The sequence below is a fragment of the Qipengyuania sp. CAU 1752 genome, assembly GCF_054482615.1.
In genome coordinates, this window is sequence record NZ_JBTLRE010000001.1 from 1,049,094 (window position 1) to 1,063,400 (window position 14,307).

Below are 14,307 nucleotides of genomic sequence, written 5' to 3' on the forward strand. Positions count from 1 at the left end.
GGGTGGACCTCGCGGTTTAATTCATCCGCCTCAAAAATTTTTAAAAAAACCTAATTTGTGCGAGCGCAGTTGCCGCAAAGCAGACCGCGGCCGTAGACCTTGTCGGGACCCTTGGCCCCAAGATCGCGCGCTTCCTTGTCGACAGCGCTGCGCCAGTCCGCCCGCCCGTCCATCGCGGCCGCGATCCGCGCAGCAGCCAGTGGCGTGGCGAAGGAGGTGCCGCGCCAGCGGCTGCGCTTGCCCTTGGCGTTGAGGGCATAGACGTCTGCACCGGGAGCGGCATAGTCAAGATGCAGGGCCCGCCCGGCCTCGATCAGGGCCCGATTGCGTCCGTCGACCCCGGTGATGGCGACCACCCCTTCGTAGGAGGCAGGATAGGCGGGCGGTGCAGCAGGTCCGTCATTGCCCACGGCGGCGACCACCACCACGCCCTTGCGCCGGGCGGCGGCGATAGCGTTGGCGACAACTGCATTGCGAGGGCCGACCAGGCTGATCGTGACCACCTTGCTGCCGCTCGCGGTCAGCCAGCCGAGCCCACGCGCAATGGCAAGAGCGTTACCCCCGGCAGGATCGGTGCCATAGACATCGGCCACGCGCACACGGGCAACGCCGGCACCCTTGAGGAGCGAGGCAATCGCGCTGCCGTGGTTCGAAGCAACCGGCGCGCCCTTGGCAAAGCCTTTCAGGCTGCTGACGCCGATGGCTGGACCCGGCGCGCCGTCAATCATGCCAACCTCGGTGCTCACTGTAGCCGCCGCCGATTGCAGTGCCACCGGCAAGGCAGCAGCAGTGACGGTCGGTGCGGCTGCGCCTGAACGAAAATGCAAATTGTCGGCGCTGATATCTGCGCCCGGCGCCAGCTGGCTCGCCAGAGTTTGCGCTGCAGCCAGATCGAGCCCGGCGGGGATTGCGATTCGGGTTATTGTCAGGTCCAATCCCTCGATGGTCTCGGTCGAGAGGACAGGGAATCCCGCATGTCGAAGAATCTCGAGCGCTTCGGGCCGGGCACCCTGAACCAGCAGTTCGCCGCGCCGCGCCAGTTCGCCGTGCGCATCACGCTCGATCAGGTCGCGATTGCGGCGCAACAGGCGGTCTGTGGCCCGCTCGCGCAGGCGGAGGAGGCGCCGGGCCTCGCGCTGGAGACTGGTATCGAGCTGGTCCAGCGTGGAGTCGAGCCGTCCGGCAACGCCGCCAAGGGTCCCCGGAACCTCGGGCACTTGCACCTGCGGCAGGCCGATCTGCGCCGACAGCGGGTTCGCCAGCGGCAACACCAAGGCCAGGGCCATCATCATGGTGGGAAGGATCCGTGTCATCATTGTCGTATTGCCTTTTTTTGCATTAAGCATGGATGAAACGGACCGGCAGCATCGTTTCATCCATGCAAAGGCAAGGAATCTGACCCAAGGCTTCGAACAGCAGGTGCTCGCGCTGCTGCCGCGTTTGCGGCGGTTTGCCATCGGGCTTGCCGGTTCGGCCGCCGATGGGGACGATTTGTGCCAGATGACCATCGAGAGGGCCCTGACCCGCCGCGAACAATGGCAAGAGGGGACCCGGCTCGACAGCTGGATGTACCGTATCATGCGCAACATATTGATCGACGAGAAAAGAGCCAGCGCCCGCCGCTCGCAAACATTCGTGGACGCCGACGCAGGCCTGTCGATCGGTGCCGAGGGTGCGCAGGAGGCGCATGTCGAACTGTCGAATGTCGACCGCGCAATGCAGCAATTGCCGCCCGACCAGCGCGAAGCCGTGCTGTTGGTGATGGTCGAAGGCTATGCCTACAAGGAGGCGGCCGAGATCGTCGGCTGCCCGGTCGGCACGCTCAATTCGCGGCTGGTGCGCGGGCGCGACGCGCTGATTGATATTCTGGGGGAAGGGGCATGAGTGTGTCGAAGGAAATGATCGCCGCTTATGCTGATGGTCAACTGGCGGGCGCGGAATTGGCGGATGTCGAAGCGGCTATCGCCGCCGATCCCGCTTTGGCGAAGCAGGTTCAGGCACATCGCGCGCTGAAGGGCAAACTGGGTGCACATTACGCTCCGGTGCTCGACCAACCGGTGCCAAGCCGGCTGACCGAGATGCTTCACCCGCAGCCGGACGCCGATAGCGCTGAAATCGTCAGTTTCGCAGCAGCCCGCCAGAAGCGCGGTCTCGCTCCGGTGGTGCGCCGCTGGGCTCCGCTTGCCGGGCCGGCGCTGGCTGCTTCGCTGGTGCTGGCGCTGTGGCAACCCTGGCAGGGTGGGGGCGTTGCACCCGAAGGCTATGCCGAGACGCAGCTGGCCAGTGCGCTCGATACGCAGCTTGTGGCCGAGCAGGGCAGCGATGCCCAGACGCGGATCCTGCTGAGCTTCGAGAATTCAGAAGGCCAGTTCTGCCGCGCCTTTCGCGGTGATGAAACAGGCGGCATTGCCTGCCGTGACGACACTGGCTGGAAGCTGGAAAGTCAGTTCGGCCTTGATGGCGCGCAAACCACCGAGTTTCGTCAGGCTGGCAGCGAAAGCGACCTTATGGCCGCCGCCCAGGACATGGCCGCCGGCGGCGCGCTCGATGCCGAGGGCGAGGCAGCGGCGAAGAAGCAAGGCTGGCGCTAAACCTCCCGGTTCTGCAATCGCCACGGGTTTTTGGGACGATCCATTTCCTGTTTTTCCACAATCGCCCGTTGACACTCTACGGGGCAATGCCGAAGGGCTTGCCCCAAGCGAGGCCGTAAAGCTGTCGCGTGTCGAGACCCGAGGAAAATCGTTCGCGTTGAAAGGGATAGCCGCCAGATGATCAAATCTGCTCAGCTATCGTATCAGTGAGCCGGGTACGACGTAGTGATAACAATCAAGAAGATTTCGGCACAGTTGCGGATCGTGGCTGGCCTGTGATTTTTGGCGCCCACCCATTCACCGGGGATCCGATCGTCCGTTCCAACCGGCTATCTGTAACTGCTTGTAGGCAAGGTCAAAGATGGGGAAGTTGACGTACCGCCCTGACATCGATGGGCTGCGTGCATTGGCAGTTATCTCGGTCGTGCTGTTCCATCTGGGCAGCCCGGTCTTTGACGGCGGTTATGTCGGTGTCGACGTATTCTTCGTCATTTCCGGGTACCTGATTACCCGTATCCTCGTAGAAGAAATGGAAGCCAGCCGGTATTCTATCCTGCATTTTTACGAACGCAGGTTGCGCCGCCTTCTGCCATCGCTCTTTGTGGTATTGATAGCGACTTTGCTTGCGGGCTTAGCGATCCTGGCGCCGGAGGATCTAGAGGATCTGGCCAAGTCGGCGATCGCCACTGTGATCTTCGCCTCCAACATCTTTTCAGGCAGGACGGTTATTTCGACGGTGCCGCCGAGTTAAAGCCGAACTTGCATATGTGGTCATTGGCGGTCGAGGAGCAATTCTACCTGCTGTTTCCCATCGTGCTTTTATTGCTCTTTCGATTGTGCAGAAAACACACCGTTGCCGTTCTCGGCGTGGTGGCAGCATTTTCATTCGCGCTCAGTCTTTGGGCGACTACGAATGCTCCGGTCTTCAATTTCTACCTTCCCCTAACACGTGCCTGGGAGTTGCTGGCAGGTTCGTTTATCGCGCTGGGTGCAGTGCCAGAAGTGCGGCAGCGTCTGGGGCGGGAAATTCTGGCTTTCGGCGGTCTTGCTCTAATAATCATTTCGGTAGTCGCATATTCGCCGAGCACGCCTTTCCCAGGAGCTTCTGCCTTGCTTCCAGTGACGGGGAGCGCGCTGATCTTGCTGACCGCCAAGGATACGCTCGTGGGTCGAGCGTTTTCCATCCGTCCGCTGGTCTATATCGGCCTGATTTCATACCCGCTCTACCTGATCCATTGGCCCGCAATCGTCTTGTTTAAATACACACAATTGAGTGCGGACCCGGTCCCATTTAGCCTCATCCAGTCGTTCTTCATTGTCTCATTCTCCGTACTGTTTTCGGCCCTATTGTATCATTTCGTGGAACGGCACTTTCGCAGTCGCCAATGGATCGGCAGGAACGCCATTTTTGGATTGTCGCTGGCATCGGCCACGGCCGTCCTTGCATTTTGTGCCTTGATTCTTGTCCAGAATGGATTTCCATCTAGAGGAGGCAGTGAGAGCGCTCTCCTTCGTTCCTTGAAGCTGGAAATTTCGGATTTTCAGTCGAACGAGTGCCTGCGTCGGGGGGATACTCTGGCCCGGCCGGGTGCATGCGATCTGGCGGCGAGTGCGACCGATGCCGCGCCTGCTGCCGCGTTCTGGGGCGATAGCCAAGCCGCCCAGCTTGCTCCTGCATTTGCTGCGGTCGGTAATCGAGAGGGCATTTCGATCAGGCAGTTCACGAAGGCCGGATGCCCCCCCATTCTCGCGGATCGGTTCGAACCCAGCGATAGGATGGTAGCAGACTGTCCCGCTTTCAACCGGGCTGTAATAGCAGAGATCGAGGCCAATCCAGCTATCAAGGTGCTCTTCGTCGCAGCAAGGTGGGAGACCTACCTGGACGGACACAAGCTGGCGGTCATTGATGCAAAGGCTGACGGGATCAATGGATCCAACGCGGCGATCGTGGAGACCATCCGGCGCCTTCAGAGATTGCTGCGTGCGCGTGGCGGCGAGCTCGTCTTATTTGGGAACACGCCCATACCCGGGGTCGATTTGAACATCTGCATCCGGACTGCGGAGTTCACTGAGAAAGACTTGGGTCAGTGCGAAACATTCGCCGCTGCTCCTGCAATCGAGACTGCAAATGCGTTTCGCAACAGGATACTTGGACCGGTGAAGGGCGAGGGTACTCGGCTTTCGGTGATCGAACCCGTGAAAATCTATTGCGACGAGACCCTGTGCAAGGCCATCGATAAGGGCCAACCTTTGTTCATGGACAAGGTGCACCTGTCGAAGACTGGTTCGAGTAAGCTCGAGCCCTACATCACAGAGAAACTGGGTTTTAGCCCGGCAGACTGATCTGACTAGGACAGTGCCGCCCCCGTAGGCGACGGAGGTTCGTCAACCGTGCGGCAAAAAGAAAAGGGCCGGTTTTCACCGACCCCTTTCGCGACCCTTTGCGGGCTCTGTTATGGCTTTGGAATGCGCGGCGTCAGTCGTTGGCGAGCACGGTCACTTCGCCCATGCGAAAGCCGCGCTTGGCCATTTTCTTGACGTAGTCCTTGCGCTCGTGGCGCAGTTCGCCGGCATATTCTTCCCACGCATCGCGCAGGTCCTCGGTGTCGTCGGCCTTGCCGAGATCGCTGCGCAATTCTTTCTGCGCCTCGGTGATATCGATGCGGTAATCGAACCACAGCGAGTTCTCGATCCCGGCGATGGGATAGTTGATAATGCGCTGCTCTTCCTCGCGGGCCAGGGCTTCTTCGTACAGCATCGGCAGCGTTGCCTGTGCGGCTGTGCCAATGGTGATGGCGGCGATGGCGAGAAGGGCTTTGGTCGATTTCATGTCGCGTCTCCTGAATATCCGACCGGCGCCTGTGCGGCCCGGTTGGAGGAGAAACGAAAGGCCCGCGCGGTTTAATCCACGCGGGCCCGAAATTTTCTGAAGGAACCTCAGTCGGCCAGCTTGCGCTTGGCCTTCTTGCGCTCGTGCGGATCGAGGATAGCCTTGCGCAGCCGGATCGACTGCGGGGTGACTTCGACCATTTCGTCATTGTCGATATAGGCAATCGCCTGTTCAAGCGTCATCACCCGCGGCGGGGTCAGGCGGATGGCATCGTCCTTGCCGGTCGAGCGGAAGTTGGTCAGCTGCTTCGACTTCATCGGATTGACTTCGAGGTCGTCGGGCTTGGCGTTCTCGCCGATGACCATGCCTTCGTAAATCTTGGCATTGGCCCCGATGAACAGCTCGCCGCGATCTTCCAGCATGTTGAGAGCATAGGCCGCCGCTTCACCGGCGACCATCGAGATCAGGACGCCGTTCTGGCGGCCTTCAATCGCGCCCTTGTAGACGTCGTACTTCTCGAACAGGCGGTTCATGATGCCGGTACCGCGCGTGTCGGACAGGAATTCGCCGTGATAGCCGATCAGGCCGCGGCTGGGGGCTGAGAAGGTGATGCGGGTCTTGCCTGCGCCGCTCGGGCGCATCTCGACCAGCTCGGCCTTGCGGCGCTGCATCTTCTCGACAACCGTGCCGGAATGCTCGTCATCGACATCGATGACGACGGTTTCATAGGGCTCCATCCGCTTGCCGTTCTCTTCGCGGAACAGAACGCGCGGGCGACTGATACCGAGTTCGAAGCCTTCGCGGCGCATGGTCTCGATCAGGACGCCCAGCTGCAATTCCCCGCGTCCGGCGACTTCGAAGCTGTCCTTGTCGGCGCTTTCGGTGACACGGATGGCGACGTTGGTTTCAGCCTCGCGCGCCAGGCGATCGCGGATCATGCGGCTGGTGACCTTGCTGCCTTCGCGCCCGGCGAGCGGAGAATCGTTGACCGAGAAGCGCATCGCCAGCGTCGGCGGATCGATCGGCTGCGCAGCGATTGGTTCCTTGACCGACGGATCGCAGATGGTGTTGGAGACGGTCGCCTTTTCGAGACCGGCCAGGGCGATAATGTCGCCTGCCTGGGCCGATTCCACCGGCACCCGCTCGAGCCCGTCGAAGCTCATCAGCTTGGTCGCGCGACCGACTTCGACAACATTGCCGTCCATGTCGATGGCGTGGATCGGGTCGTTGACGCGGATGGTACCCGACTGGACCCGACCGGTCAGGACGCGACCCATGAAATTATCGCGGTCGAGCAAGGTAGCGAGAAAGCTGAACTTGCCCTCGGTATCGAGACCCGGAGGAGGAACATGCTCGGTAATCAGCTGGAACAGCGGATCGAGCGTGCCTTCGCGCGCGTTCTCGTCAGAGCTGGCATAGCCATCGCGGCCCGAAGCCCACAGCGAGGGGAATTCGAGCTGCTCGTCATTGGCGTCGAGATTGGCGAACAGGTCGAAAATCTCGTCGAGCACTTCCTGCGGGCGGCCGTCGGGACGGTCGATCTTGTTGACGACCACGATGGGACGCAGGCCGAGCGCCAAGGCTTTGCCGGTCACGAACTTGGTCTGAGGCATTGCGCCTTCAGCACTGTCGACCAGCAGGATGACGCCGTCGACCATGCTGAGGATGCGCTCGACTTCGGCACCGAAGTCGGCGTGGCCGGGGGTGTCGACGATGTTGATACGGGTGGTCTTGCCGTCATGTTCGTATTCGACACTGGTGCACTTGGCGAGAATGGTAATCCCGCGCTCTTTTTCCAGGTCGCCCGAATCCATTGCCCGCTCCTCTACGCGTTGGTTATCGCGAAAGGTGCCGGACTGGCGGAAAAGCTGGTCGACAAGCGTGGTCTTGCCGTGATCGACGTGTGCGATAATCGCCACGTTGCGGAGGTCTGCAGACATGTGGGTTCTCTTGAGACTGGGGGCGGCCGCGTTTGTGCGCCGCAACAATTACCGCGCGCCCCTAGCCGAGCAGAGCCCGTTGGGCAACTGTGTCTGCGCTGCAACAGCCGCGAATCTTAGCCGTATCACTGCGTTAGGACACTTGAATGGTTGCTGTTTGATACCCTATCCGACGCGGCAAGTGGCTGCATACTCCTCCCCGATGTTGCGCGGCTACGAAGGAAGAGGAACAAATATATGAATTCGAACACGCTTTTTAGCAGGTCCACCCCGCGTACTGGCTTTGCCTTGCTGGCTTCGGCTGCCGCCATCGCCCTGATACCGGGTGCTGCGCTGGCCCAGGACGCCGACGGTGAAGATGCCGAGATTCCCGAGGCCGTCGATACGCCCCTGCCGCCTGCCAGCAACATCATCGTCGTTACCGCGACCAAGCGTGAAAAGACGCTGCAGGAAACGCCGATCTCGGTCAGCGTGACCTCGGGCGAGACGCTCGAACAGGCGCAGATCCGCGACGTGCTCGATTTGCAGACGGTGGCTCCTTCGTTGCGTGTCAGCCAGCTTCAGAACTCGTCATCCTCGACCTTCATCATTCGCGGCTTCGGTAATGGCGACAACAACTTCGGCATCGAGCCGTCGGTCGGTGTCTTCATCGACGGCGTTTTCCGCTCGCGTTCGGCCTCGTCGCTCAACGATCTCGCCAATGTCCAGCGCATCGAGGTCCTGAACGGCCCGCAGTCGACCCTGTTCGGCAAGAACGCTTCGGCAGGTGTGATCTCGGTCATCACCCGCGCGCCGCAGTTCCAGTTCGGCGGCTCGGTCGAAGCCAGTTACGGCAATTACAACAACATCCAGGTCAAGGGTGATGTCACCGGCCCGATCAGCGACTCGATCGCCTTCGCGGTCGACGGCAGCTACAACACCCGCGACGGCTACGGCACTATCGTCAACCTCGGCGAAGACGTGAACGACCGCAACCGCTACACCGCGCGCGGTCAGCTCCTGTTCGAACCGAGCGACACCTTCAAGGTCCGCGCCATCGCCGATTACTCGAAGATCGACGAAGCCTGCTGCGTCGTCAGCACGCTGGTTGCCGGCCCGACCGCCCCTGCGGTCTTCGCTGTTGGCGGCGCGCTCAGCACCGATTTCTTCAGCTACGACATCTTCCTCAACAAGGTGCCGGAAAACCAAGTCAAGAACTACGGCGGGTCGATCCAGGGCGATCTCGAGCTCGGCGCCTTGATGCTGACCTCGATCACGTCCTATCGCGAGCTGCGCAACTTCGTCGACCAGGACGTCGACTTCACCAGCGCAGATATCGTCAACGAAGTGCGTGACCAGCGGGTCGACACCTTCACCCAGGAATTGCGACTGACTTCGGACTTCGACGGTCCGATCAACTTCCTGCTCGGCGGCTTCTATTTCGATGAAAGCGTCCTGCAGGACAGCGCCCTGACCACCGGGGCCGACGGTCGCGCGTTCTTCTCGCTGCTGACCGGCAACCCCGCCACCTTCAATGGTGTTGAAGCTGCTCTCGGCTTGCCGCAGAACAGCATTTTCTCGGCCGGTCCGCTGACGTCCGAAGCCTATTCGATGGACAACCGGTCGTGGTCGGTCTTCGGTACGGTCGACTTCGAGCCGATCGACGGCCTCGTCCTGACTGCTGGCTTCAACTATACCGACGACAAAAAGGATTTCGCACTCGCCGGAACGGCGTTTGACGAACTGGCCAACATCAACCTGGTCGATGCCTTCATATTTGCAGCTACGGGCGGCACTGTTGCCACCCCGGCTCAGTTCCGGGCCCTGCCGGCCGCGAACCAGGCTGCACTGGCCGGAGCGGCGACCAATCCGGCGTTCAACCCACTGCTGGCGCTCGCGCCGTTCCAGTTCCAGCCGCCGTTCCTGACCACGCCCAACAGCGTGGAAGATGGCCGGACGCGGGACGACGACTTCAGCTACACGCTGCGCGCGTCGTACGAGTTCTCGAGCAACCTCAACGCCTACCTGAGCTATGCAACCGGCTTCAAGGCAAGCTCGGTCAACCTGTCGCGTGACAGCCGTCCGGTGTTCGGTGACTACATTCCGGGGCCTGGTCGTTCGACCATCCTTGCGCCGGATTCGCCGATCCTCACTGGCGGCCTCGCCGTGCCGAACCTCAACACCGGTTCGCGTTTTGCCGGCCCCGAGGAAGCCGAAGTCTACGAAATCGGCCTGAAGGGTTCGTGGGATGGCCTGTCGGTCAACCTCGCGTTGTTCGACCAGACGCTCAAGGGCTTCCAGAGCTTCCTGTTCACCGGCACGGGCTTCCAGCTCAACAATGCCGGCGAGCAGTCGGTCAAGGGCTTCGAACTCGACACTCGCATCCAGCCGAGTGACGGATTGGTCTTCACCTTTGCGATGACCTATCTTGATCCGCTGTTCGACAGCTTCGTGGGCAGCCCTGTGGGCGACCTCACCGGCCAGCGTCCGGCAGGTATCCCCGAGATCAACATCGCCACCTCGGGCACCTACACGCATGAGTTCGGGTCCAGCGGCAATCGCCTGATCACCCGTCTCGACTACAGCCACGAGAGCAACACCAACATCAACAACGGTCTGCCGACCTTTGGCCCGAACAACTTCCGCCGCGAAGTGAACCTGGTCAATGCGTCGATCACGCTGGCGCTCGATAGCGGTATCGAAATCGGTGCCTATGCGCGCAACCTGCTGAACGAGGATTACATCCTGACCGTGTTCGACGGCGTTGCTCAGGCCGGCACTGTGTCGGGCTACCCGAGCGCGCCGCGCACCTATGGCGGCGTTGTCCGGTTCAAGTTCTGATCGAGAATTCGTCACGGGCCGTCACCAAGGCGCGACGGGACCGAACGAAAGGGGAAGGGGGCTCTTGCAGCCCCCTTTTTCTTTGCCTGTTGGCTACAGCGCCCTGAGCGCCTGGGCCGGTTTGGCGCGCAGCAGCGGGAGCGATCCGAGCAAGGCAAATCCCACCACCAGCGCGAGCCCCGCCCCCAGCACGGCGAAGACCTGGCCCCAATCAGGGAGCCAGTCGAACTCGAACAATTGCGTGATGACCAGCCATGCAAGTCCGCTGCCGATGGCCAGCGCGACCACGGCGAGGATCGCTGCAAGCGCTGCGTACTCGATCAATTGCATCAGCAGGATCTGTTTGCGGCTGGCGCCGAGCACGCGCAGGACGACAGTGTCATAGGTCCGCGCCGCGCGGGCAGCGGCAATCGCGCCCAGTAACACGGCCAACCCTGCCAGCACCGCCACCGATGCCGCCGCCAGGGTTGCTATCCCGACCTGCGAAAGGAGTGCGCGCGCCTGGCCCAACACCTGGCCGACCTCGATCACCGAGCTCGAAGGGAAGGCGCGCACCAGTTCGCGCAGCAGCGGCCCGGTCGGAGTCTCCCTCTTGAACTCGATGGTGGCGGCAAAATTGTGCGGTGCATCCTCGAGCGCGTTGGGGCTGAAGACGAGCGCGTAGTTGAAGCCCATGCTTTCCCAGTCGATGCTGCGGGTGCTGGCAACGCGGACGCTGCGTTCGACCCCCAGCAGCGCGATGGTCAGCCGATCGCCGGGCTTGAGGCCAATGGCATCGGCCAACTCCTCGTCGACCGAAACCGCTGGTTCACCGTCATAGCCCGGCCCCCACCATTCGCCGTCGACAACAGTGTTGCCCGGTGGGACTTCGTCGGAATAGGTGAGCCCGCGTTCGCCGCGTAGCGCCCAGGCGCCGTCGGGTATTTGCTCCAGGTCGGCCACGCGGGTCATGGCGTTTTCCGGCCCGTAGGCGATGATCGAACCGCGCATGGCCGGTAGGGCGCGAATTGCGGCATCTTCGTCCTGGGTTCGCACGAGCTGCTTGAATTCATCCACCCTGTCGCGCGGTATGTCGAGGACGAAGAAGTCGGGCGCTTCGTCGCTCACCCGGCTCTGGATATTGCCGTCGATAGCGCTCTGGACGCCTGCCAGCAGCACGAAGGCGCTGAGGCCAAAGCCAAGGGCGGTCACCAGCGCGCCGGTCGAGGTGCCGGGGCGGCTGAGATTGGCTAGCGCATTGCGCACCAGCGGATTGCCCGGTCGGCCGATCTTGCGCGATGCTGTCCGTATCCCCCAGCCGAGCAGCGCCAGCACGGCGAGCATGGCTGCAGCTCCGCCCAGGAATCCGGCCGCAAGCAAGGGCTGGCGCGAAGTCGCCAGCGCCAGCACCACGATAGCAACGAGTCCGCCCCCGACCCAACCCAAGGCGGCCTTGTCGCGCGCCAGTGGCACGACCCGTGCCCGCATCAGCGCCATCGCCGGGAAAGTGCGCGCGCGCAGCAGCGGAGTCGCAGCGAACACGAGGGCAACCAACAGGCCGAAAGCAATGGCGAGCAGAAGTGCAGCAGGCTCGAAGGTGAATCCGCTCGCCACCGGTAGCAATCCGGAGAGCGCCAACCCCAGCAGGGGTGTCACGGCGAGACCGGCAATAAGGCCGGCGGCGCTGCCAACGATAGCGGCGAGGCCGATCTGCATGGCATAGATGCGGACAATATCGCCGCTGGTGGCCCCGAGGACCTTAAGTGTCGCAATCGAGCTACGTCGCGCTTCGAGATAGGACGAGACCCCGCCGCCGATACCGATCCCGGCGATCACCAATGCGGCCAGGCCGACCAGTGTCAGGAATTCGCCCATCCGCCCGACAAAGCGGTCGGCTCCGGGGCTGGCCCGGTCACGGTCGCGGTAGTCGAACCCGGCCAGCGGAAACCTGTCGGTCAGCGCGTCCTGCACCGCACCTGGATCGCGCTCGGGGTTATCGAAAGCAATGCGGGTCTTGGATTGGTACATGGCGCCCGGCTGGATCAGTCCTGCGGCGAATGGCGTTTCCTCGTTGACGATCACGGTCGGACCAAGCTGGAACCCTTCGGACAACTTGTCGGGCTCCTGGGCGATCACCCCGGCAGCACGCATCCGCATCGTGCCGAGATCGAAGGTATCGCCGACCTCCAGTTCGAGCCGGTCCATCGCGCCCTGGCCCAGCCATGCCTCGCCGATAGGAGGTGGACCGACCGAGCGTCCATCAGTCAGCGTCAGTTTGCCAAACAGCGGATAATTTTCGGCCACGGCCTTCAGACCGATTGGCGCAGTTGCCTCACCCTTGCGCGCGACAACCTGCAAGCGCGTTCCTTGCGAGATCTCGCCATATTCACGCAGCGCCTTGAGTTCCTCGTCATCGAGGCTGCGTTGCCAAACTTCCACCTCCAGATCGCCGCCGAGAAACTCCTGCCCCCGCTCGGCCAGTTCACTCTCGATCGCCGCTGTCAACGTGCCGATTGCGGCCAGTGCGCCGGTGCCAAGGAACAGGCAGACCAGCAGCAGGCGCAGCCCCTTGAAGCGCAGCGAATGCTCGCGCCGAGCGAGGGTCCAGGCCGCGCTCCATGACAGTTTGGCAGTTGCGCTCATGCGGTGTTGTCTTGGGTGGAATTCCCGGCGGTATCGGTGGCGATCACCCCGTCGCCCAATGTGATGATCCGCTCGCAGCGTTCGGCAAGGGCGGGGTCATGGGTGATGATGACAAGCGTGGCACCGGTTTCCTCGCGCCGGGCGAACAGCATGTCGATGATCTCAGCGCCGGTGGCAGCATCGAGATTGCCGGTGGGTTCGTCGGCGAAGATCAGTTCCGGGCGCGGCGCGGTGGCGCGGGCGATAGCCACGCGCTGCTGCTCGCCGCCGGAAAGCTGGCTCGGGTAATGGTCGATCCGGTGGCCCAAGCCGACCGCTTCGAGTTCGGCCGCAGCGCGGGCACGGACATCGCGCTCACCCGCCAATTCCATAGGTGTTGCCACGTTTTCCGCAGCGGTCATGGTAGGTAATAAGTGAAAAGCCTGGAGCACGATGCCAATCCTGCCGCGGCGGGCGCGGGCAAGATCGTCTTCGTCCATGCCGCTGAAATCGGCACCGGCAACATTGACTGTCCCCGAACTGGCCCGTTCGAGGCCCGACAGGACCGCCATCAGCGAGCTCTTGCCCGATCCCGAGGGACCGAGCAGTGCGAGAACTTCGCCGCGCTTCACGTCCAGGTCGATCCCCTTGAGGATCTCCACGGGATGTTTTTCCTGTCCCAGAGTCAGGGTCAGGTTGCGCGCGGAGATGGCGAGGGGGCCGGGACCATTGGAGGAGCCGTGCAAGTTAGGGGTGTCAGTCACAATAATCGGGTGCCATATTGCATTCCATGGAACAAGGTAGATGGCCGAAGGGCCTAGGTCGTTGGTCGATTCCGCTGGTTGCACTGGCAGTATTCGGCTGTGGAGACGGCACGCCGGTGGCCGAGCCGTCGGTCCCGCAAGCGGATGCGGGTTCGCCCACCAATGCCCAAGTGCCCGTAATGGGTCCCGAACGGCGCATCCTGGCTTTTGGAGACAGCCTGTTTGCAGGATACAACCTGCAGAAAGCCAACAGCTATCCTGCCAAGCTCGAAGCTGCTTTACGCGCTAAAGGCATCAATGCGCGCGTCGCCAATGCCGGCGTCTCGGGCGATACCAGTGCAGCAGGGGCGCAGCGCTTTGCCTTTACGCTCGACAATATGGCTGAGCCTCCGGAACTGTTGATCCTCGAACTGGGCGGAAACGACCTGCTGCGCGGTATCTCGCCAGAGCAGACGCGAGCCAATCTTCGCGCAATCATCAAGGCAGCGAAGGCGCGCGATATCGACGTGCTGTTGATGGGTATGCGGGCTCCACCCAACATGGGCGCCGATTTCGTCACCGAGTTCAACGATCTCTATGCCGAGCTCGCGCGCGAGTCTGGTCTGGATTTCATTCCGTTCTGGGTCGAAGCGGTGGCCGACAGGCCCGAACTGATCCAGCGGGACCGCATCCATCCGACCGCCGAGGGGATCGAGGTACTGGTGGCCGAAACGCTTGACGAAGTCATCGCGGCGCTGCCGAAAGATTAGTTGGGCGCCTGC

At 62.1% G+C, this 14,307-nt stretch carries 11 protein-coding genes; 6 read left to right on the plus strand and 5 right to left on the minus strand.

Annotated features, from left to right (window positions below; genetic code table 11):
- Positions 1 to 50 precede the first annotated feature (50 nt).
- Positions 51 to 1,316 (minus strand): S8 family serine peptidase, encoded by a 1,266-nt coding sequence (locus ACXYL9_RS05080; RefSeq protein ID WP_459038498.1) that lies wholly within the window; start codon positions 1,314 to 1,316, stop codon positions 51 to 53.
- Positions 1,317 to 1,344: 28 nt separating this feature from the next.
- Between ACXYL9_RS05080 and ACXYL9_RS05085 the strand changes: the two genes are divergently transcribed.
- From ACXYL9_RS05085 to ACXYL9_RS05100, 4 genes are all read left to right on the plus strand, one after another.
- Positions 1,345 to 1,884, plus strand: coding sequence for a sigma-70 family RNA polymerase sigma factor (locus tag ACXYL9_RS05085; RefSeq protein ID WP_459038499.1), 540 nt, complete (start codon positions 1,345 to 1,347; stop codon positions 1,882 to 1,884).
- Positions 1,881 to 2,591 (plus strand): anti-sigma factor, encoded by a 711-nt coding sequence (locus ACXYL9_RS05090; RefSeq protein WP_459038500.1) that lies wholly within the window; start codon positions 1,881 to 1,883, stop codon positions 2,589 to 2,591. The genes ACXYL9_RS05085 and ACXYL9_RS05090 overlap by 4 nt, the downstream gene beginning before the upstream one ends.
- Positions 2,592 to 2,952: 361 nt before the next feature.
- On the plus strand, positions 2,953 to 3,342 hold the full coding sequence (locus ACXYL9_RS05095; RefSeq protein WP_459038501.1) for an acyltransferase family protein: 390 nt from the start codon (positions 2,953 to 2,955) through the stop codon (positions 3,340 to 3,342).
- Between the two features lie 14 nt (positions 3,343 to 3,356).
- The gene (locus tag ACXYL9_RS05100) at positions 3,357 to 4,934 is read left to right on the plus strand and encodes an acyltransferase family protein (protein ID WP_459038502.1); all 1,578 of its coding nucleotides are present in this window, start codon (positions 3,357 to 3,359) and stop codon (positions 4,932 to 4,934) included.
- A 133-nt stretch (positions 4,935 to 5,067) separates the two neighbouring features.
- On the opposite strand, the gene ACXYL9_RS05105 is transcribed toward ACXYL9_RS05100, so the two are convergent.
- Both ACXYL9_RS05105 and typA read right to left on the minus strand, forming a co-directional pair.
- Complete coding sequence (locus ACXYL9_RS05105) at positions 5,068 to 5,421, minus strand: hypothetical protein (RefSeq protein WP_459038503.1); 354 nt, start codon at positions 5,419 to 5,421, stop codon at positions 5,068 to 5,070.
- A gap of 107 nt (positions 5,422 to 5,528) precedes the next feature.
- Positions 5,529 to 7,361 carry a translational GTPase TypA gene (gene typA, locus ACXYL9_RS05110; protein WP_459038504.1) on the minus strand — a complete coding sequence of 611 codons (1,833 nt, stop codon included), beginning with the start codon at positions 7,359 to 7,361 and terminating at the stop codon, positions 5,529 to 5,531.
- A gap of 237 nt (positions 7,362 to 7,598) precedes the next feature.
- Here typA and ACXYL9_RS05115 point away from each other — a divergent pair, with 237 nt between their 5' ends.
- The gene (locus ACXYL9_RS05115; RefSeq protein ID WP_459038505.1) at positions 7,599 to 10,181 is read left to right on the plus strand and encodes a TonB-dependent receptor; all 2,583 of its coding nucleotides are present in this window, start codon (positions 7,599 to 7,601) and stop codon (positions 10,179 to 10,181) included.
- A 93-nt stretch (positions 10,182 to 10,274) separates the two neighbouring features.
- Here ACXYL9_RS05115 and ACXYL9_RS05120 read toward each other — a convergent pair whose 3' ends face one another.
- Together ACXYL9_RS05120 and ACXYL9_RS05125 are read right to left on the minus strand one after the other, a co-directional pair.
- Positions 10,275 to 12,803 (minus strand): ABC transporter permease, encoded by a 2,529-nt coding sequence (locus ACXYL9_RS05120; protein WP_459038506.1) that lies wholly within the window; start codon positions 12,801 to 12,803, stop codon positions 10,275 to 10,277.
- Positions 12,800 to 13,546, minus strand: a complete 747-nt coding sequence (locus tag ACXYL9_RS05125) for an ABC transporter ATP-binding protein (RefSeq protein WP_459038507.1) — start codon at positions 13,544 to 13,546, stop codon at positions 12,800 to 12,802. The genes ACXYL9_RS05120 and ACXYL9_RS05125 overlap by 4 nt, the downstream gene beginning before the upstream one ends.
- A 26-nt stretch (positions 13,547 to 13,572) precedes the next feature.
- Between ACXYL9_RS05125 and ACXYL9_RS05130 the strand changes: the two genes are divergently transcribed.
- Entirely contained in the window at positions 13,573 to 14,295 is a 723-nt protein-coding gene (locus ACXYL9_RS05130; protein ID WP_459038508.1) for an arylesterase, read from the plus strand.
- The last annotated feature ends 12 nt before the right edge of the window (positions 14,296 to 14,307 follow it).

What these genes read in the sequence shown, in the direction of transcription:
- ACXYL9_RS05080 (WP_459038498.1), bottom strand. Translation starts at nt 1,316, where the DNA reads ATGATGACACGGATCCTTCCCACCATGATGATGGCCCTGGCCTTGGTG.
- ACXYL9_RS05085 (WP_459038499.1), top strand. Translation starts at nt 1,345, where the DNA reads ATGGATGAAACGGACCGGCAGCATCGTTTCATCCATGCAAAGGCAAGG.
- ACXYL9_RS05090 (WP_459038500.1), top strand. Translation starts at nt 1,881, where the DNA reads ATGAGTGTGTCGAAGGAAATGATCGCCGCTTATGCTGATGGTCAACTG.
- ACXYL9_RS05095 (WP_459038501.1), top strand. Translation starts at nt 2,953, where the DNA reads ATGGGGAAGTTGACGTACCGCCCTGACATCGATGGGCTGCGTGCATTG.
- ACXYL9_RS05100 (WP_459038502.1), top strand. Translation starts at nt 3,357, where the DNA reads ATGTGGTCATTGGCGGTCGAGGAGCAATTCTACCTGCTGTTTCCCATC.
- ACXYL9_RS05105 (WP_459038503.1), bottom strand. Translation starts at nt 5,421, where the DNA reads ATGAAATCGACCAAAGCCCTTCTCGCCATCGCCGCCATCACCATTGGC.
- typA (WP_459038504.1), bottom strand. Translation starts at nt 7,361, where the DNA reads ATGTCTGCAGACCTCCGCAACGTGGCGATTATCGCACACGTCGATCAC.
- ACXYL9_RS05115 (WP_459038505.1), top strand. Translation starts at nt 7,599, where the DNA reads ATGAATTCGAACACGCTTTTTAGCAGGTCCACCCCGCGTACTGGCTTT.
- ACXYL9_RS05120 (WP_459038506.1), bottom strand. Translation starts at nt 12,803, where the DNA reads ATGAGCGCAACTGCCAAACTGTCATGGAGCGCGGCCTGGACCCTCGCT.
- ACXYL9_RS05130 (WP_459038508.1), top strand. Translation starts at nt 13,573, where the DNA reads ATGGAACAAGGTAGATGGCCGAAGGGCCTAGGTCGTTGGTCGATTCCG.